Raw genomic sequence first — 16,929 nt, 5'->3', positions numbered from 1 at the left:
CTTGTTTCTCTTGCGTGCAAGGCGCACGTCACTCGCCTCCGTTCTGGGTGGTCGGGTCGGGGTCGGGCGCGACCGTGGTGGCCGCCCCGTCGCGCTGGTCGGGGTCGGTCCCGGCGCGGACCTCGTCTGCGGTCCGCGCGCCCTCGCTCCTGGCCTCGTCGATCTGGGTGTGGTAGGAGTCGATGGTCTCCTGGGCCGCCTGCTCGTTCTGGACGCGGATGCCCTGCTCGAGCTGGTCCTGGAGCGAGGTGGGGAGGTCTGAGACCTCGACGGCGCTCGTGCTCACGAGCTCGCTGAGCGGCACGCCGAGGAAGTCCCCCTTGATGCCGCGGTAGATGCCCACGACGTCGCCCGTCGTGCCGAGGTACCACTCGCTCCTGATAAAGGCGACGGCGATAAAGGCCACCACCGCGAGCACGATGGCGAGCGCCCCGCCGATGCGCGCGGCCAGGCCGGTGAGCTGCCTGCGCGCCTCGTCGGCGAGGCCGTCGTTCAGGACGTCCACGACGACCACGGTGACGTTGTCCGCGCCGCCCGCCGTGAGCGCCGCGGCCACGAGGCTTCCCGCGGCCTGGCGGGGCGTGGCGCTGGAGACCGCGAGGGCCTCGATCTCGCTGTCGGGGACCATGCTCGAGAGGCCGTCGGAGCACAAGATCACGCGGTCGCCGGAGTTGACCTCCAGGGAGAAGTGGTCCGCGTACATGTCGGGGTCGGAGCCCAGGGCGCGGGTGATGATGGAGCGCGAGGGGTGCGTGCGCGCCTCGTCCGCGGTGATCTGGCCGGCGTCGACGAGCTCCTCGACGTAGGAGTGGTCGTGCGTGATGCGCACGAGGGTGCCGTGGTGCAGCACGTAGACGCGCGAGTCGCCCACGTGGGCCACGGCCATGCGGTCCTTCTCGATAAGAACCGCGGAGGCGGTGCAGCCCATGCCGGGCTTGCCGACACCCGCCTCGGCCCCGGCGATGACCGCCTGGTTGGCGGCCTCGACGGCCGCGCCGAGAAGAACGTCGTCGGCAGACCCCGGCGCGCGCTGCCCGATGGTCTCGATGGCGATGGAGCTCGCCACCTCGCCGGCGGCGTGGCCGCCCATGCCGTCGGACACCACGAAGAGCGGCGCCTGGATGAGAAACGAGTCCTCGTTGTGGCCGCGGACCAGGCCCACGTCGCTATAGGCCCCCCACGAGACGAACTCGTTGGAGCCCGCAATGACATCGGCCCCCTCGCGCACCTCGACCGGGACCTCGGAGCGGCCCGGTGCGTTGGTGGGCTCGGGGGCAACGGTGGGCAGTGTCTCCTCTGGCGTCATCCGCGGCTCACCCTCATGATGGTGTCACCAATCTGGACTTCGTCATCCTCCCTCAGCGTGACGGGCTGGTCGATGGGGTGACCGTTGACGAGGGTTCCGTTGGTGGAGCCGAGGTCCTCGAGGACGAGGGCCGGGCCCTGAAGCGTGAAGCGCGCGTGGGAGGACGAGACGTAGGGCTCGTCCACGACGATGTCTGAGGAGGGGGAGCGGCCCACGACCACGGGGCCGAGGATGTCGACGTGCAGGCCGCGCAGGGCGCGGGCGCCCTTCTCGACGTCGATGGACCAGATGGCGGCGTCCCGGCGCTGGCCACGGACCAGCCCCACGCCCGTCCGCATCACGGCGAACAGGAAGATGTAGAGGACGACGACAAGCAGCACGCGCCCCACAAACAGGACGAGGTCGATCATGAGAGGTTCCCCCTGAACTCGAGGTTCACCAGGCCCAGGGTGATGAGGTCGCCGTCACGCAGGGCGCAGTCGGTGATCTCGACGTCGTTGACGAGGGTGCCGTTGGTCGAGCCAAGGTCGACGATGTGCCAGTCGCGCCCGTCAAAGGAGAGCTCGGCGTGGCGGCGGGAGACGTTGGGGTCGCGCAGGACGATGTCTGCCTGCGCGCGCTCGCGACCGATCACGGTGACGGGGGCGCGGCCCGTGAAGGTGCGGCCCGTCTGACGGTCGATGAGCAGGCAGGAGGCGGCACGCGGCTCCGCGGGCGCGGCGACGCCGGCCGGCTGGGGGGCTCCCATGCCGCCCACGGCCGCGGCCGCGTCGGCTGCTCCGGGGATGCCGGCCACGGCCTCCACGCCAATCCCGCGGCGCACGTCCACGAGGGGAACGCTGCGGCGCTGGGTCTGCGGGATGCCGGCGGCGCCGGGCTCCTCGGACGGAGCGACGAGGGGCGTGGCCGGTGCGGCGACGGGCATGGGCGTGGACTCGGAGGCCGAGGCCACAGGAGAGGGCTCGGCGTCAAAGCCGTCGGGCATCACGTCGAGCCCGGCGTCGAGCGAGTCGTCGAGCGAGGGGCGCGGGCGCGGGGTGGGGCGCGGCGTGGCCGAGCGACGGCTGATCTGCGCCGCGGCGCCGCCCGCGCTCGAGTTGCCCGCGAGGAACGCGCGCTCCTCCTCGCGCAGGCGCGTGAGGGTGCGGGCGTCCACGTTCTCCGCGAAGACGGCGAACTTGCCGGACTTGAGCGACGGGTCAACCATGAAGCGCACGAGGGGGCTGCCCACGAAGGCATACCCCTTCTTCTGGGCCTGGGCCGTCACAAAGGCCGAGGTCTCATAGGTGATCTGGCCATAGAGCGGCCGCATGAGGGAGTCGTCGGCGGCGGAGACGAGCACGGTGTAGAGCGCCGGCGCCGTGTCGACGCCGTCGATCTCGTACGTCTCGTTCTCCATCTCGCGCGCCGCGCGCTTGGCGAGCTTCTTGAAGGAGAACGGCTCGGTGTATCCCTGCGGGGCGGCGCCAAACACGGAGCCGATGCGCCCCTCGAAATCACTGAGGAAGCTCATGATATGTCCTCGCCTTCCTGGTCCTCGAAGAGCGGGCCTCTCAGGACTGTCGCAATGCACAAAAGCACAAACAAGAGTACCGCAAGCACGAGGTGCTCCCCAAGGGGGAGCGCCCATATACCGTCATTCTCCATGCTGCCGACGAGGACGCCGGACACGGCAAGGCAGACGAGCCCGAGTGCCTGGCCCGCGACGCCCGCGCGCACGCTGCCGCGCATGGCCACGGCCGACGAGACGAGCGCGCAGATCACGGCCCCGGCCCCGAGCACCCAGAAGGCCGGGATCGTGGCGGCCTCGATCAGGCCGGCGGCCGTCGTCGTGGCGGCAAAGCCCGAGCTCGCGGCCAGGTGGAAGACGGTGCCCAGAAGGTAGCCAAAGCCGCCCGTGACGGCGGCCTGGGCCGGGTCGAGCGCAAAGCCCGCCACGGCGGCGCCGGTCAGGGGCGAGGGCAGGCAGCAGGGGAGAAGAACCGCGGCGCTCGCGAGGTGCTCGCGGCGCCCCACGCGGACCCACCAGACGCCCACGGCCACCGCGACGGCGGCGGCAAGGGGGAAGGAGGCCGGCGTGGGAAGCGTGTGGGCGAGCGCGGCGGCCGCGATGAGCCCCGCGGCGGCGGAGCCGAGCGGCGGCCAGGCGGCCGCGGCGAGCGTCACGGCGAGCGACGCCACGGTGACGCCCGTGGCGTCAAAGAGCGCCGGCAGCGCGATCCGGACGGTCGCAAAGGTGGCGAGCGCCACCACCGCACGCTCGAAGGCGCCCTCGAGCCAGGGGTAGCGGACCGACACGGGCGGCCGCCGCGAGGCCCAGTAGGCCTCGTCCGAGCCGTCGTCCTTCTCGGCCTGGTCCAGGAGCTCGCGCAGGGAGGCGGCTCCGTTGGGCTCAGGTCCCAGGTAGGGAAGGATGCTGTCGGCGAGCTCGAGCACGTCGGAGGGACGGTCGGCGGGCGAGGGCGAGAGCGCGCGGAGCAGCGCGAGCTCGACGTCGCCGGGCAGGTCGGGGCAGTCCTTGGCGAGCGAGCGCGAGGGCCCGCGCTCGATGAGCTTTAGCGAGGCGGCCGGGGTGTTGGCGAGAAACGGGCTCTTGCCGGAGAGCGCCTGCCACACGACGGCCGCGAGCGCGAAGACGTCGGCGCGCTCGTCCACGAGCTCGCCGCGGATCTGCTCGGGCGGCATGTAGCCCACGGTGCCGCCCTTGGCGTCGCCGTAGCCCGCGACGGAGGCGAGGTCGGCCATGCCAAAGTCGGCGAGCTTCACCGTGCCCTGGCGGTCGATGATGATGTTGGTGGGCTTGATGTCCAGGTGGAGGGTCTTGTTCTCGTGCGCGTAGGAGATCGCCCGGGCGACGGAGGCCAGGACGTGCGCGCACTCCTCGTAGGTGAGGCGGCCGCCCTCCACGCGCGCGAGGAGCTCGCCCAGGTTGAGGCCGTCGACGTACTCCATGACGAGGTAGGCGTAGGCGCCGTTGGACTCGTAGTCATAGAGGGTGACGATGTTGGGGTGGTGGAGCAGGCAGATGGTGCGCGCCTCGGCGAGCGCCTCGTCGGGGGTGGTGAGCGCCCCGTCGGCAAGGGCGATCCGCTTGATGGCAACGCGCCGCTGGAGTCGCAGGTCCCAGCAGGTGCAGACCGAGCCAAAGCCTCCCGTGCCCCGGCGTGCGAGCACGCGGTAGCGGCCGAGGAGTACCTCCTCGGGGGGCATTTCGTGTCGTTGCGGCGCGCCGGGCCGCGGCGCGGTCTGTGCGGTCTGGCTCACGGCGTCTCCTCTGTTTGTGCTGCGTGCGGCCGTAAGGTGGGCCTATTCTACCTCAGGGCGGCGGGCCTCGGCTTTTGTCCACAACGTGGCGCGCCGGCGGCCGCCGTGCGGCGACGGCGCGTTGCTGCGCACCCGACGGTTCTTCTCGCAAATCGGGCTTGGCAGGAAGGGCGTCATGAGCTAGAATGGCCTTCGCACGCGGGCGTGGCGGAATTGGCAGACGCGTACGGTTCAGGTCCGTATGGGGGCAACTCCATGAAGGTTCAAGTCCTTTCGCCCGCACCATGATTGCTTGAGGCCCCGGTCCAGTACCGGGGCCTTTTGCGTGCGCGCCCTTCCGGGGCGTTCTGGCGCGCCCCGAGTATGGTGCCCCCCCGATTAACGCACAAAATCTGACTTTTCCTTGGTGCGGTCCTGCGGATATATGACTTGAAAGCAAATAATGTGCGTTAATCGCCGCGGCAAGGACGACGGCCGCCACGGCGGCGCGCTGGCCGCCCGACAGCGGCGCGTCAACCGTCGCAGCGGGCGCGCTAATCCTCGGGGTAGGGCAGCCACGGACGCCAGCGGGCGCGCTTTTGCGCGTACGGCCACCCCCGCGTCCCAGGGAAGCAGCGACCAGACGAGCTCTTGTCGCCGTCGCCGGACGCTGGCGGACCCCAGAGCCACCCAGACGTTGCTCAGGACCCTACCCCCGTCAAACGCGTTGATGGAAAGGGCGGCCTCGAGCATCACGGCGTCGAGTCCTCCGGGCGCAAACAGGTCGCTGGGCGTGACCGGAAGGACAATGCGCCCCATCGCGGCGAGCTCGCGATTCCTCTTGAGATCGTCAAGGTGCTTCTCTCGTACAAGGGCGATCGCCTCCGAGGGGTCCCCGTTATCTGCGGCGCGCGCGATCGACTCAAGGTCGAGGTGCTGGTGGCTGTCGTAGTTGAACCCAACGTGCGTCCCCAGGACCTCGATGTCGGGGACGCGCGACGTCTTGCCCCCAAGTGCAACGAGCTCTGCCGGCGCGTCGTGCCGCACGTTCAGCCTGACGCGCCCAAGCTCGTAGCCCAACTCGTGAACGGGCAGGCAGGCCATGAGGGCAACGATGGCCTCCATGGCCGACCAGGCGTTGTCGGCAACGCGTCTCAGCGACCTTCGGGCGAGGATGACCTGCGTTCCGCGGCCCACCTCGTCGAGCAGGCGCTCGATGTCCGCGACGCTCGTGACGGGCGGGATGCCATGGGTGACGGCCCCGCAGCGCGGGTCGCGCGCATCGCGGGAGTACGTCCCGCAGAGCTCATAGCCGAGCAGGGCGTGGGTCTCGGGGGACATCACCTCGGCAAGCTCGAGGAAGAGGGTCTCGGGGGACGGAATGAAGAGTCCCCCTCCCAGCGGGACAAACGCCCCGCGCCATCGCGCCCCGGAGCGGACCGAGCACGAGAAGAACTGCCCTCTGACCCGTAGGGCGGAATCGGGGACAACCACGTCAATCGGGCGCTCGGCGCTCGGCGGGGCGTCAAGGGCAAGCCGGTCGAGGGGGATGAGGCGCGCGGTCCAACGCCGCTGGGGGCTGGGGTCTGGCTTGGGGAGGTCAAGGCGGGCCTGGGGGAGACGCCTGCGCTCGCTTCGGTATGCGCGCAGCGCCCGGAGGGCGGTGAGTCCGCTGACGGCAAGGCGCACGGCAGCCTCCTTCCCCTGATTAACGCACATAATCTGTTTTCATTTCACATAATACAGAAGAATAACGAGATAAAACTCAGATTATGTGCGTTAATTTTTGAGAATATGTCACCGCTAGGCCGCCGTGCCGGCCGCGCGTCCGCGCGGTCGCCGGGGCTACTCCTCGTCGTCTCCGAAGAGGTCCCAGTCGTCCTCGGACTTCTCGTGGTTGAAGTAGCGCTGCTTGGTCTTGCGCTCCATGAGCAGGGCGATGAGCAGGCAGAGCACGATGCCGCCCACGATCAGGCAGATGACGCCCATCCTGTCGTTGAACAGCCATGCGATGAAGTCCGTGATAGCCTGCATGCGCCCCTCCCGAGCCCCGTCTCAATTCGTCCGCACAAGTATATACTTGGGGAGCCGCCGCGCGCGTGCCGGCGGGTGCAAGCCAACAACGCAAGGAGCCAGCATGCTCGACATCAAGTTCGTCCGTGAGAATCCCGACGTCGTCGACAAGGCCTGCGAGTCTCGCCAGAACGCGCACTGGGACCGCGAGAAGTTCTTCGAGCTTGACGAGGAGCGCCGCTCCGTCATCGCCGAGGTCGAGAAGCTCCAGGCCGAGCGCAACGCCGTCTCCAAGGAGATCGGCCAGCTCATGCGCGAGGGCAAGCGCGAGGAGGCCGAGGCCGCAAAGGCGCGCGTGGCCGCCAACAAGGACCGCATCGCCGCGCTCGACGACCGCCGCGGCGAGGTCGAGGACGCCCTCTTTGACCTGGTGTCGCGCATCCCCAACATCCCGCACGAGTCCGTCCCCTACGGGCGCGACGACTCCGACAACCCCGAGGTGCGCCGCTGGGGCACCCCGCGCGACTTTGCCGCGGACGGCTTTGAGCCCAAGGCGCACTGGGACCTGGGCCCGGCCACCGGCATGATCGACTTCGACCGCGGCGTCAAGGTTGCCGGCGCCCGCTTCTACGTGCTCGGCGGCATGGGCGCGCGCATGGAGCGCGCGCTCATCAGCTTCATGGTGGACATGCACGTCAAGGCCGGTTTCAAGGAGTGGTGGATGCCCGTCATCACCAACCGCGAGACCCTCTTCGGCACGGGCCAGCTGCCCAAGTTCGAGGACGACCTCTACCACGTGAACCCCGACCTCTACCTCATCCCCACGGCCGAGGTCATGCTCACCAACCTTCACCGCGGCGAGGTCCTCGATGCCTCCCAGCTGCCGCTGTGGTACACCGCCTTCACGCCGTGCTTCCGTGAGGAGGCGGGCTCGGCAGGGCGCGACACGCGCGGCATCATCCGCGTGCACCAGTTCGACAAGGTCGAGATGGTGAAGTTCGCCAAGCCCGAGGACTCGATGAACCAGCTCGAGAGCATGGTCGGCGAGGCCGAGGCCGTGCTCCAGGCGCTGGAGCTGCCCTACCACGTGGTCACGCTCTGCACCGGCGACATCGGCTTCTCCGCGTGCAAGTGCTACGACCTCGAGGTGTGGCTACCCAGCTACAACGCCTACAAGGAGATCTCCTCCTGCTCCAACTGCTGGGACTTCCAGGCCCGTCGCGCCAACATCCGCTACAAGGACCCGGCCGAGTTCAAGGGCACGCGCTACGTGCACACCCTCAACGGCTCCGGCCTCGCCGTGGGCCGCACGATGGCCGCCATCATGGAGAACTACCAGAACGCCGACGGCTCCATCACGGTGCCCGAGGCCCTGCGCCCCTACATGGGAGGCGTCGAGGTCATCAGGCCCGAGGCCTAGTCTCGCGCATCTGGCGAGAAGAACCTCAGGCGGGGCCGCCCGGGAGATGTCCGGGCGGCCCCGCCTTGTGCTATGTGGCGGCGAATCCGCAAACCTGAATAAGAACATCTGTTCCCAAGAACAGATGTTCTGCTATACTGCCCACAGGGAGACGAGAGAAGGGCGGACGGAATGGAGCTGCGGGAGATTGCCAGGTTTGCACATGCGGGGGACGTGCGGCGCATGCTTGTTGGGCTTGATGGAGGGAGCCTTGTCGTGAGGGAGGACGTTTCGGGCCCCTCGGCGCTCGTCGCCTACGGTGAGGAGGAGTATCGGCTGCGCATGGTGATCGGGCCGGACGCGCTGTCCGACCTGCTTGCACGGGTGGGGTTCTCGGGGGAGGAGGGGCTGTGGGCCTACCTCTCCGATGAGGGGCGTGGACTCGTGGACCTCATGGACCTTTGCGATGGGCTTGGAATCTCCTATGCGTTCTCGAGCATGGGGCCCAAGGGGAGCCTTCAGTTCAGGCCCGCCTAGGCGGCGGAGCTCGGACTGGTCGGAGCCCGCGCATGCAAAAAAGGGGCTCCCGAAGGAGCCCCTTAATTTGCGTGGTGCGGCGTATAGGATTCGAACCTATGACGCCCTGATTCGTAGTCAGGTCCTCTATCCAGCTGAGGTAACGCCGCGTGCAGTTGGATATATTGCCAGCCTTGGATGGGTTCGTCAAGCGGGAATCTCAAATTTGTTGAAGATGTGGGGAAGGGGGTCTATGAGAGAAACAGAAAGGCCCGCCTTGAGGTGCAAGGCGGGCCCGATCAGTCTGGCGGAGAGCTGGGGATTCGAACCCCAGATAGGATTTGCATCCTATACTCGCTTAGCAGGCGAGCACCTTCGGCCTCTCGGTCAGCTCTCCAAGATGGTGCAGGAGCATGATACCCCACAACGGCAGAACTCACAACGCCCGAGTTTTTGGTGCGCGTGTGCGGCTGCGCCTGTCGGCTTGGCGCGGGCGCTTCTTGCCGCCGCCCGCAGGCGCCTACTCGTAAAGTCGGGCGAGAAGCGCCTCGTCCACGATGATGTCCTCGCGATGCGTCGCGATCCGGTCCCACGAGAACGCCTCAAGGAGCTCGTCGGGCGCGAGGTCCTGCCCGGGACCTGCAAGGCCCGCGGCCCCGGCAAGCGCGCCCACGATGCGCCGCGGGGTGACCCCGCGCTCGCGCAGGGTGCCAAGGTCGAGGTCCTTCTCGCGCTTGGAGAGGCGGCGGCCATCGGGCGCTACCAGCAGGGGGACGTGCCCAAACTCGGGTGCTGGGTAGCCAAGGAGGCCGCCCAGGTAGAGCTGACGGGCGCAGGAGCCCAAAAGGTCGCGGCCGCGCACCACCTGGGTGACGCCCATGAGGGCGTCGTCGACCACCACGGCAAGCTGGTAGGCAACGACGCCGTCGCTGCGGCGCACGAGAAAGTCCCCGCACTCGCGGGCAAGGACCTCCTCGTGCGGACCGTAGGCAAGGTCGCGGAAGCTCACGGTGCCTGCGGGAGCGTCCGCATCGGGCACGCGCAGCCGCGTTGCGGGGGGTCGTGCCTGCGCGCGGCGCGCCACCTCATCGGGGGCAAGGTCCCGGCAGGTGCCCGCGTAGACGGGCGTGCCGTCGGAGGCGTGCGGCGCGCTTGCGGCGTGGAGCTCGGCGCGCGTGCAGAAGCACGGGTAGGTGAGGCCCCGTGCGGCGAGCCTCGCCAGCGCCTCGGCGTAGACCTCCGAGCGCTCGCTCTGGTAGAGGGGGCCCTCGTCCCAGGTGAGGCCCAGCCACTCAAGGTCGTGCATGAGGAGCTCGGCGCGCTCGCGGCTCTGGGCGCGCGGGTCCAGGTCCTCGATGCGCAGGACCATCGTCCCGCCCGCGGCCCGGGCGGACAGCCAGGCCACGAGGGCGGAGAAGACGTTCCCAAGATGCATCCTGCCGGAGGGCGTCGGCGCAAAGCGGCCGCGCACCGGCCGGCGGCTAGAGCTCCTGGTCGTACACATAGACGTAGAACTCGTCCGTGGCTGGGTCGACGCCGGGCCAGAAGGCCTCGGAGCGCCGCCGCATCGCGCGCGAGAGGCCCTTGTGCTCGTAGAAGGTCACGTCACAGGCGTCGTCCGTGAGGAGGTGGTAGCCCGCGGCACCGGTTGCCCGCAGATGGTCCACCGCCGCCGAGAAGAGCCGCCCGCCGATGCCAAGCCCCTTGGCGTCCGGGGAGACAATGAGCAGCTTCACCGTTGCCGCCGTGCCCGCCGCGCCGGTCTCTGCGTAGGCGCGCTCGAGCCGGGCCTCCTCGGCGACCCCGTCCATCTCCACGCGGATGGCCTCGGCTGCCTCGGGGTTCTTCTCGCCCTCGGTGGCAAGGCGGGAGGCAAGCTCTTCCCACGCGGCGGCGTCCGGCGTCGCCGCGTCACGCTCGGAGAGCAGGACGGCGCCCAGAACCGCCCCCGCGCGCACCGCAACAAGGGACCAGGTGGTGAGGGAAAGGTAGTGGGCGAGCTCCACGCGCCCCGCAGCCAGCTGCGCCGCGGGCGGGAACTCGGCGAGCCATGTCCTGCCCACGAGCTCTGCCAGGGGCTCGAAGTCACTTTTCTCAAAGGGTCTCAGCACCAACTCGTCGCACATCTGAGTCACGTTAACCTCCGGCTGCGGTATCGTAAGAAAGACGGTACCTCATGTCGTCGACAATCCCAAGGAGGGGCAATGGCAGACACTCCCATCAAGAGAGCGCTCGTCTCCGTCACGGACAAGACGGGCGTGGTCGAGTTCGTCAAGACGCTCGAGGACGAGTTTGGCGTCGAGGTCATCTCGACGGGCGGTACGGCGCGCGTGCTGGCCGAGGCCGGCGTGAAGGTCGTCCCGATCGAGGAGTACACGGGCTTCCCGGAGATGATGGACGGTCGCGTGAAGACGCTGCACCCCAAGGTGCACGGCGGCCTGCTCGCCCGTCGCGACGACCCGCGCCACATGGCCGAGGCCGCAGAGCACGGCATCGGCATGATCGACCTGGTCTGCGTGAACCTCTATGAGTTCGAGAAGACCGTGGCCGCGCCGGACGTCACCTTCGCGGACGCCATCGAGCACATCGACATCGGCGGCCCCTCCATGCTTCGCTCCGCCGCCAAGAACGCCGACGCCGTGACCGTGGTCTCCGACCCGGCCGACTACGAGGAGATTCTCGAGACCATGCGCGCCAACGACGGCGCCACCACGCTCGAGCTGCGCCGCTTCCTCCAGCTTAAGGTCTACGAGACCACGGCCTGCTACGACGCCGCCATCGCCTCCTGGCTGGCCACGCAGTACGACGCCGAGTTCGGCGAGCCCGAGGAGCCCTCGGCCGCGCCCGACGAGCTTGGCATCTACCTGGAGAAGGTCGAGGACCTGCGCTACGGCGAGAACCCGCAGCAGACGGCTGCGGTCTACCGCTTTGCGGATGACTTTGCCGAGCTGGGCTCCTCCGAGTACCCGCTCGTGGGCGCCGAGCAGGTCCAGGGCAAGCCGCTCTCCTACAACAACTACCTGGACGCGGACGCCGCGTGGAACCTCGTGCGCGAGTTCGACGGCCCGGCCTGCGTGATTCTCAAGCACCAGAACCCCTGCGGCTCCGCCGTGGCCGATGACGTCACGACCGCCTACGACCGTGCCTTTGCGTGCGACCCCAAGAGCGCCTTTGGCGGCATCATCGCCTGCAACCGCGAGGTGCCCTTCGAGCTGGTGGAGCACGCCTTCGACGAGAACGGCCAGTTCGTCGAGGTAATCATTGCCCCGAGCTACACGCCCGAGGCCCTCGAGCGCATGGCCAAGCGTCCCAACCTGCGCGTGCTGGCCACCGGCGGCGTGGGCGCCCATGCCGAGTACGAGCTGCGCTCCATCGACGGCGGCGTGCTGCTGCAGAACGTGGACTCCGTCTCTGAGGACCCCGAGACCTTCACCTGCCCCACCGAGCGCAAGCCCACGGCCGACGAGATGGACGAGCTCATGTTTGCCTGGCGCGTCTGCAAGGGCGTCAAGTCCAACGCGATCCTCGTCTCCAAGGGCAAGGCCGGCATCGGCATGGGCCCGGGCCAGCCCAACCGCGTGGACTCCGCGCTGCTCGCCTGCGAGCGCGCGGACGAGGCCTGCGAGCGCATGGGCGTGGAGAAGGGCGGCTACGCCTGCGCGTCCGACGCATTCTTCCCGTTCCGCGACAACGTCGACGTGCTCGCCGCGCACGGAGTGACCTGCATCATTCAGCCCGGCGGCTCCAAGCGTGACGACGAGTCCGTCCAGGCCTGCAACGAGCACGGCATCGCGATGGTCTTCACCGGCGCCCGTCACTTCCGCCACTAGCCAACCGCAACCGTTCAAAAGGGGCCCGTCCCTTTTGAACCAGGCGCCCCGGCCGGCCCCGCGCCCGCCGGGGCGTCCCTACCCAGAGGGGGCCACATGGACAACGCCCGTGCCACACGACCGTTCACCGACGACTTCACGCTGGGGACCCCGTCGCTTGTCTGCAGGTGGCGCCTTGCGTCTCGTGAGCTCCCGCTCGAGAACCGGCACCTGCGCGCGCTGGGGCAGCGGCTCGTCTGCGGGCGCCCCGTCTCGCCGCAGCTCGTTGCCTGGGCAAAGCAGCACATCGAGTGGACGCTCGCGGACGGGGCCTTTGCCCATCCCGACGGCGTCCTCATGGTGGTGATGGACGAGGGCGGTCGCGCCGCCATGACGGTGGGTCCCTACGAGCCCCTCGTTCCGCGGACCACCTCGGTGCTCGCCGAGCGCGCCGCGGCCGCGGCGACGGAGGCGGAGCGCACGGGCGTCGCGCCGGAGTCGCTCTGGCTCGTGCGCGGCGACGCGCTCGTCTGGGGCCGCGGCGAGGGCGAGCGCCCCTCGGGGACCGCGAGCCTCATGCTGGACCTTGCGCGGACCCTTGGGTTTCCCGTGGAACGTCGCGCGTGCCTCGCCGCCGAGGTGCTCGCGGGATCGGCCGCCTATGACGAGGTTTTTCTCGCCTCGGACGAGCACGGCATCGTGCCCGCCTCGGACGCCGCGGGCCCCCGCGCCGAGCGCTTCCGTGCCGGCTACGAAAAGCTCCTCGGGAGCCGCCGCCAAAGGTGACGTTGCGTCGTTGCCCCCAGGACTAATCCCTAGACTTTTGAGGTATTTTACCAGCGCGTTTTTTCGCGACGCGTTTCTCGGAGAAAAACCGTCAGTTCACGGATTCTCGGGAGAACGTAGGAATAAAAGTGCCCTCGGCGGAGTACACTGTCAGCATGCATGGGCCTTGGGCCCAACTCAGTCATGCGCTTCATGAGTGAGGGCAGCCTGGGGCCATGGGGGTCCCCAGGAAGACCGGTACGAAGGAGAGGATATGGCGCGTAAGTTTAAGTCCATGGACGGCAACGAGGCGGCGGCGTACGTCTCGTATGCGTTCACCGAGGTGGCGGGCATCTACCCGATCACCCCGTCCAGCCCCATGGCCGACCACGTTGACCAGTGGGCCGCTCAGGGCATGAAGAACGTCTTCGGCACGCCGGTCAAGGTCGTCGAGATGGAGTCCGAGGCGGGCGCCGCGGGCACCGTCCACGGCTCGCTCGGCGCCGGCGCCCTCACGACGACCTACACGGCGTCGCAGGGCCTGCTCCTCATGATCCCCAACATGTACAAGATCGCGGGCGAGGGCCTGCCGGGCGTCTTCCACGTGTCCGCCCGTACCGTGGCCTCCCACGCGCTCAACATCTTCGGCGACCACTCCGACGTCATGGCCTGCCGCCAGACCGGCTTTGCCATGCTCGCCGAGGGCAACGTCCAGGAGGTCATGGACCTCGCGCCGGTGGCCCACCTCGCCGCCATCGAGGGCAAGGTGCCGTTCCTGAACTTCTTCGACGGCTTCCGCACCTCGCACGAGATCCAGAAGGTCGCGGTCTGGGACTTCGACGACCTCAAGGAGATGCTGGACATGGACGCCGTCCAGGCGTTCCGCGACCACGCTCTCAACCCGGAGCACCCGCACGCGCGCGGCTCCCACGAGAACGGCGACATCTTCTTCCAGCACCGCGAGGCCTGCAACGGTGCCTACAACGCGCTTCCCGCCGTGGTCCAGGCCTACATGGACAAGATCAACGAGAAGCTCGGCACGAGCTACCACCTCTTCGACTACTACGGCGCCGATGACGCCGAGCGCGTGGTCGTCTGCATGGGCTCCTTCTGCGACACCCTCGAGGAGGTCATCGACTACCTGACCGCCAAGGGCGAGAAGGTCGGCCTCGTGAAGGTCCGCCTGTACCGTCCGTGGTCCGTCGAGGACTTCGTGGCCGCGCTGCCCGCCACGGTCAAGAAGATCGCCGTGCTCGACCGCACCAAGGAGCCCGGCTCCATCGGCGAGCCCCTCTACCAGGACGTCATCACCGCCCTCTACGAGGCCGGCAAGGACGGCGTCACCGTGGTCGGCGGCCGCTACGGCCTCGGCTCCAAGGACGAGCCGCCCGCAGCCGCCTTCGCCGTCTACAAGGAGCTCGAGAAGGACGTGCCCGCCCGCGAGTTCACCATCGGCATCGTGGACGACGTCACCAACCTGTCCCTCCCCATGGACCCGGACGCCCCCAACACGGCCGACCCCTCCACGATCGAGTGCAAGTTCTGGGGCCTCGGCGGCGACGGTACCGTGGGCGCCAACAAGAACTCCATCAAGATCATCGGCGACCACACCGACAAGTACGTCCAGGCCTACTTCCAGTACGACTCCAAGAAGACCGGCGGCGTCACCATCTCGCACCTGCGCTTCGGTGACTCCCCGATCCGCTCGCCGTACTACATCAACAAGGCCAACTTCGTGGCCTGCCACAACCCGAGCTACATCGTCAAGGGCTTCCCGATGGTCCGCGACGTCAAGCCGGGCGGCACGTTCCTCGTGAACTGCCAGTGGTCCGACGAGGAGTTCGCCTCCCACATGCCGGCCGTGGCCAAGCGCTACATCGCCAAGAACAACATCAACGTCTACCTCATCGACGCCATCGACCTGGCGGAGAAGGTCGGCATGGGCAAGCGCACCAACACGGTGCTCCAGTCCGCGTTCTTCTCGCTCGCGCAGGTTCTTCCCGCGGCCGACGCCATCGAGTACATGAAGGCCGCCGCCGAGAAGTCCTACGCCAAGAAGGGCCAGTCCATCGTCGAGGCCAACTGGAAGGCCATCGACGCCGGCGCCACCGCCTACCGCAAGTTCGAGGTGCCCGCCGACTGGGCCGACGCCGCCGACGAGAAGGTCGAGCTCACCCTTGAGGGGCGCGAGGCCATCGTCAAGCAGGTCAAGGAGCTCATGGAGCCCATCAACCGCATGGACGGCGACTCCCTGCCCGTCTCCAAGTTCGTCGACGTTGCCGACGGCCAGTTTGAGCTCGGCGCCTCCGCGTACGAGAAGCGCGGCGTCGCCGTCATGGTGCCGCACTGGGACGAGTCCAAGTGCATCCAGTGCAACCAGTGCTCGTTCGTGTGCCCGCACGCCACGATTCGCCCGATCGTCATGAACGCCGAGGAGCAGGCCGCCGCACCCGAGAACATGCGTCGTCTTGACCTCACCGTTCCCAAGGGCACCGGCTACACCTTCACCATGGCCGTCTCCCCGCTCGACTGCATGGGCTGCACCAACTGCGCCAAGGTCTGCCCGAAGGACGCCCTCACCATGGTTCCGCAGGAGTCCGAGCTCGACCAGGCTCCCGTGTGGGACTATGCGGTGAACAAGGTCTCCGAGAAGAAGGAGCTCATCGCCGCCAACGTCAAGGGCAGCCAGTACGCCAAGCCCTATCTCGAGTTCTCCGGCTCCTGCGCCGGCTGCGCCGAGACCGCGTACGCGCGCCTCGTCACGCAGGTCTGTGGCGACCGCATGTTCATCTCCAACGCCACCGGCTGCTCCTCGATCTGGGGCAACCCGGCCGCGACCTCGCCCTTCACGGTCAACGCCTGCGGCCACGGCCCGGCGTGGAACAACTCCCTCTTTGAGGACAACGCCGAGCACGGCCTTGGCCTGGCGCTGGGCTACGACGCCGTCCAGGACAAGCTCGTCGCCGAGACCGAGGAGCTCCTCAAGTCCGACTGCGCCTCCGACGCGCTGAAGGAGGCCGCGACCGCCTGGCTCGAGGCCCGCACCGACACCGAGGCCAGCAAGACCACCGCTGCCGCCTACGTTGCCGAGCTCGAGAAGGCCGAGTGCTCCACCGCCAAGGCCATCCTCGCCGACAAGGCCTACCTCACCAAGAAGGCCTTCTGGATCTTCGGCGGCGACGGCTGGGCGTATGACATCGGCTTCGGCGGCCTCGACCACGTCCTCGCCTCCGGCCACAACGTGAACGTCTTCGTCTTTGACACCGAGGTCTACTCCAACACCGGCGGCCAGGCCTCCAAGGCTTCCAACATCGGCCAGGTGGCCCAGTTCGCCGCCTCCGGCAAGGTGACCAAGAAGAAGAGCCTCGCCGAGATCGCGATGTCCTACGGCTACGTCTACGTGGCGCAGGTTGCCATGGGCGCCAACCCCACGCAGACCCTCAAGGCCATCCAGGAGGCCGTGAACTACGACGGCCCGTCCCTCATCATCGGCTACAGCCCCTGCGAGATGCACTCCATCAAGAAGGGTGGCATGCAGAACTGCCAGGCCGAGATGAAGAAGGCCGTGGAGTGCGGCTACTGGAACCTCTTCCGCTTCAACCCGGCCGCCCCGACCGGCAAGAAGTTCACCCTCGACTCCAAGGAGCCGCAGGGCGGGTACCAGGACTTCCTCATGAACGAGGCCCGCTACGCCTCGCTCACCCGCTCCTTCCCCGAGCGCGCCAAGGAGCTCTTCGCGGAGAACGAGGAGGCCGCCATGGCTCGCTATGCGCACCTCCTCAAGCTCAAGGACCTCTACGCCGACGCGTAAGCGCTGACGCCATAGTCTGAGCTGCGGCCCCCGGCTATCCGCCGGGGGCCGCAGCTCAGACTATGGC

13 protein-coding genes and 3 tRNA genes are annotated in these 16,929 nt (G+C 68.3%); 6 read left to right on the top strand and 10 right to left on the bottom strand.

Annotation, left to right across the window (positions count from 1 at the left end; all coding sequences use genetic code 11):
* Positions 1-28: 28 nt before the first annotated feature.
* From B5F84_RS08565 to B5F84_RS08550, 4 genes are read right to left on the bottom strand one after another with little or no spacing between them, the layout of a single operon-like run.
* Complete coding sequence (locus B5F84_RS08565; RefSeq protein WP_087322869.1) at positions 29-1,306, bottom strand: Stp1/IreP family PP2C-type Ser/Thr phosphatase; 1,278 nt, start codon at positions 1,304-1,306, stop codon at positions 29-31.
* Positions 1,303-1,716, bottom strand: a complete 414-nt coding sequence (locus B5F84_RS08560) for an FHA domain-containing protein (protein ID WP_087322866.1) — start codon at positions 1,714-1,716, stop codon at positions 1,303-1,305. The genes B5F84_RS08565 and B5F84_RS08560 overlap by 4 nt, the downstream gene beginning before the upstream one ends.
* Positions 1,713-2,819: a DUF3662 and FHA domain-containing protein gene (locus tag B5F84_RS08555; RefSeq protein WP_087322863.1), complete on the bottom strand. Its 1,107-nt coding sequence runs from the start codon at positions 2,817-2,819 to the stop codon at positions 1,713-1,715. The genes B5F84_RS08560 and B5F84_RS08555 overlap by 4 nt, the downstream gene beginning before the upstream one ends.
* Positions 2,816-4,516 (bottom strand): serine/threonine-protein kinase, encoded by a 1,701-nt coding sequence (locus B5F84_RS08550; protein ID WP_087322860.1) that lies wholly within the window; start codon positions 4,514-4,516, stop codon positions 2,816-2,818. The genes B5F84_RS08555 and B5F84_RS08550 overlap by 4 nt, the downstream gene beginning before the upstream one ends.
* Before the next feature lie 252 nt (positions 4,517-4,768).
* On the opposite strand from B5F84_RS08550, the gene B5F84_RS08545 reads away from it, so the two are divergent.
* A tRNA-Leu gene (locus tag B5F84_RS08545) sits at positions 4,769-4,855 on the top strand.
* Between the two features lie 93 nt (positions 4,856-4,948).
* On the opposite strand, the gene B5F84_RS08540 is transcribed toward B5F84_RS08545, so the two are convergent.
* Together B5F84_RS08540 and B5F84_RS08535 are read right to left on the bottom strand one after the other, a co-directional pair.
* Positions 4,949-6,238: a hypothetical protein gene (locus tag B5F84_RS08540; RefSeq protein ID WP_087322857.1), complete on the bottom strand. Its 1,290-nt coding sequence runs from the start codon at positions 6,236-6,238 to the stop codon at positions 4,949-4,951.
* A gap of 156 nt (positions 6,239-6,394) precedes the next feature.
* A complete protein-coding gene (locus B5F84_RS08535; protein ID WP_087322854.1) occupies positions 6,395-6,583 on the bottom strand; it encodes a DUF6724 family protein in 189 nt (62 codons plus the stop codon).
* A gap of 103 nt (positions 6,584-6,686) precedes the next feature.
* Between B5F84_RS08535 and serS the strand changes: the two genes are divergently transcribed.
* Positions 6,687-7,982 carry a serine--tRNA ligase gene (gene serS / locus B5F84_RS08530; RefSeq protein WP_087322851.1) on the top strand — a complete coding sequence of 432 codons (1,296 nt, stop codon included), beginning with the start codon at positions 6,687-6,689 and terminating at the stop codon, positions 7,980-7,982.
* Between the two features lie 255 nt (positions 7,983-8,237).
* Positions 8,238-8,498 carry a hypothetical protein gene (locus tag B5F84_RS08525; RefSeq protein WP_143786080.1) on the top strand — a complete coding sequence of 87 codons (261 nt, stop codon included), beginning with the start codon at positions 8,238-8,240 and terminating at the stop codon, positions 8,496-8,498.
* A 72-nt stretch (positions 8,499-8,570) separates the two neighbouring features.
* On the opposite strand, the gene B5F84_RS08520 is transcribed toward B5F84_RS08525, so the two are convergent.
* The 4 genes from B5F84_RS08520 to B5F84_RS09600 all read right to left on the bottom strand — a co-directional run bounded on the left by B5F84_RS08520 (position 8,571) and on the right by B5F84_RS09600 (position 10,603).
* Positions 8,571-8,647, bottom strand: a tRNA-Arg gene (locus B5F84_RS08520).
* Between the two features lie 135 nt (positions 8,648-8,782).
* A tRNA-Ser gene (locus B5F84_RS08515) sits at positions 8,783-8,874 on the bottom strand.
* Between the two features lie 123 nt (positions 8,875-8,997).
* Positions 8,998-9,981 (bottom strand): tRNA glutamyl-Q(34) synthetase GluQRS, encoded by a 984-nt coding sequence (gene gluQRS, locus B5F84_RS08510; protein WP_087322845.1) that lies wholly within the window; start codon positions 9,979-9,981, stop codon positions 8,998-9,000.
* On the bottom strand, positions 9,959-10,603 hold the full coding sequence (locus tag B5F84_RS09600) for a GNAT family N-acetyltransferase (RefSeq protein WP_087322842.1): 645 nt from the start codon (positions 10,601-10,603) through the stop codon (positions 9,959-9,961). Before B5F84_RS09600 ends, gluQRS begins: the two co-directional genes overlap by 23 nt.
* A gap of 78 nt (positions 10,604-10,681) precedes the next feature.
* Between B5F84_RS09600 and purH the strand changes: the two genes are divergently transcribed.
* The 3 genes from purH (at position 10,682) to nifJ (ending at position 16,862) form a co-directional block, all read left to right on the top strand.
* Complete coding sequence (gene purH / locus B5F84_RS08500) at positions 10,682-12,307, top strand: bifunctional phosphoribosylaminoimidazolecarboxamide formyltransferase/IMP cyclohydrolase (RefSeq protein WP_087322839.1); 1,626 nt, start codon at positions 10,682-10,684, stop codon at positions 12,305-12,307.
* 96 nt (positions 12,308-12,403) lie between these two features.
* Positions 12,404-13,072, top strand: a complete 669-nt coding sequence (locus B5F84_RS08495) for a hypothetical protein (RefSeq protein ID WP_087322836.1) — start codon at positions 12,404-12,406, stop codon at positions 13,070-13,072.
* 253 nt (positions 13,073-13,325) lie between these two features.
* A complete protein-coding gene (gene nifJ / locus B5F84_RS08490) occupies positions 13,326-16,862 on the top strand; it encodes a pyruvate:ferredoxin (flavodoxin) oxidoreductase (protein WP_087322834.1) in 3,537 nt (1,178 codons plus the stop codon).
* The last annotated feature ends 67 nt before the right edge of the window (positions 16,863-16,929 follow it).

It is taken from the genome of Olsenella sp. An290 (assembly GCF_002159535.1).
Classification (GTDB): Bacteria; Actinomycetota; Coriobacteriia; order Coriobacteriales; family Atopobiaceae; genus Thermophilibacter.
This window is presented reverse-complemented; position numbering and strand designations above follow the sequence as displayed.

Coding starts and splice junctions, on each gene's coding strand:
- B5F84_RS08565 (WP_087322869.1), bottom strand. CDS start 1,306: ATGACGCCAGAGGAGACACTGCCCACCGTTGCCCCCGAGCCCACCAAC.
- B5F84_RS08560 (WP_087322866.1), bottom strand. CDS start 1,716: ATGATCGACCTCGTCCTGTTTGTGGGGCGCGTGCTGCTTGTCGTCGTC.
- B5F84_RS08555 (WP_087322863.1), bottom strand. CDS start 2,819: ATGAGCTTCCTCAGTGATTTCGAGGGGCGCATCGGCTCCGTGTTTGGC.
- B5F84_RS08550 (WP_087322860.1), bottom strand. CDS start 4,516: ATGCCCCCCGAGGAGGTACTCCTCGGCCGCTACCGCGTGCTCGCACGC.
- B5F84_RS08535 (WP_087322854.1), bottom strand. CDS start 6,583: ATGCAGGCTATCACGGACTTCATCGCATGGCTGTTCAACGACAGGATG.
- serS (WP_087322851.1), top strand. CDS start 6,687: ATGCTCGACATCAAGTTCGTCCGTGAGAATCCCGACGTCGTCGACAAG.
- gluQRS (WP_087322845.1), bottom strand. CDS start 9,981: ATGTGTACGACCAGGAGCTCTAGCCGCCGGCCGGTGCGCGGCCGCTTT.
- B5F84_RS09600 (WP_087322842.1), bottom strand. CDS start 10,603: ATGTGCGACGAGTTGGTGCTGAGACCCTTTGAGAAAAGTGACTTCGAG.
- purH (WP_087322839.1), top strand. CDS start 10,682: ATGGCAGACACTCCCATCAAGAGAGCGCTCGTCTCCGTCACGGACAAG.
- B5F84_RS08495 (WP_087322836.1), top strand. CDS start 12,404: ATGGACAACGCCCGTGCCACACGACCGTTCACCGACGACTTCACGCTG.
- nifJ (WP_087322834.1), top strand. CDS start 13,326: ATGGCGCGTAAGTTTAAGTCCATGGACGGCAACGAGGCGGCGGCGTAC.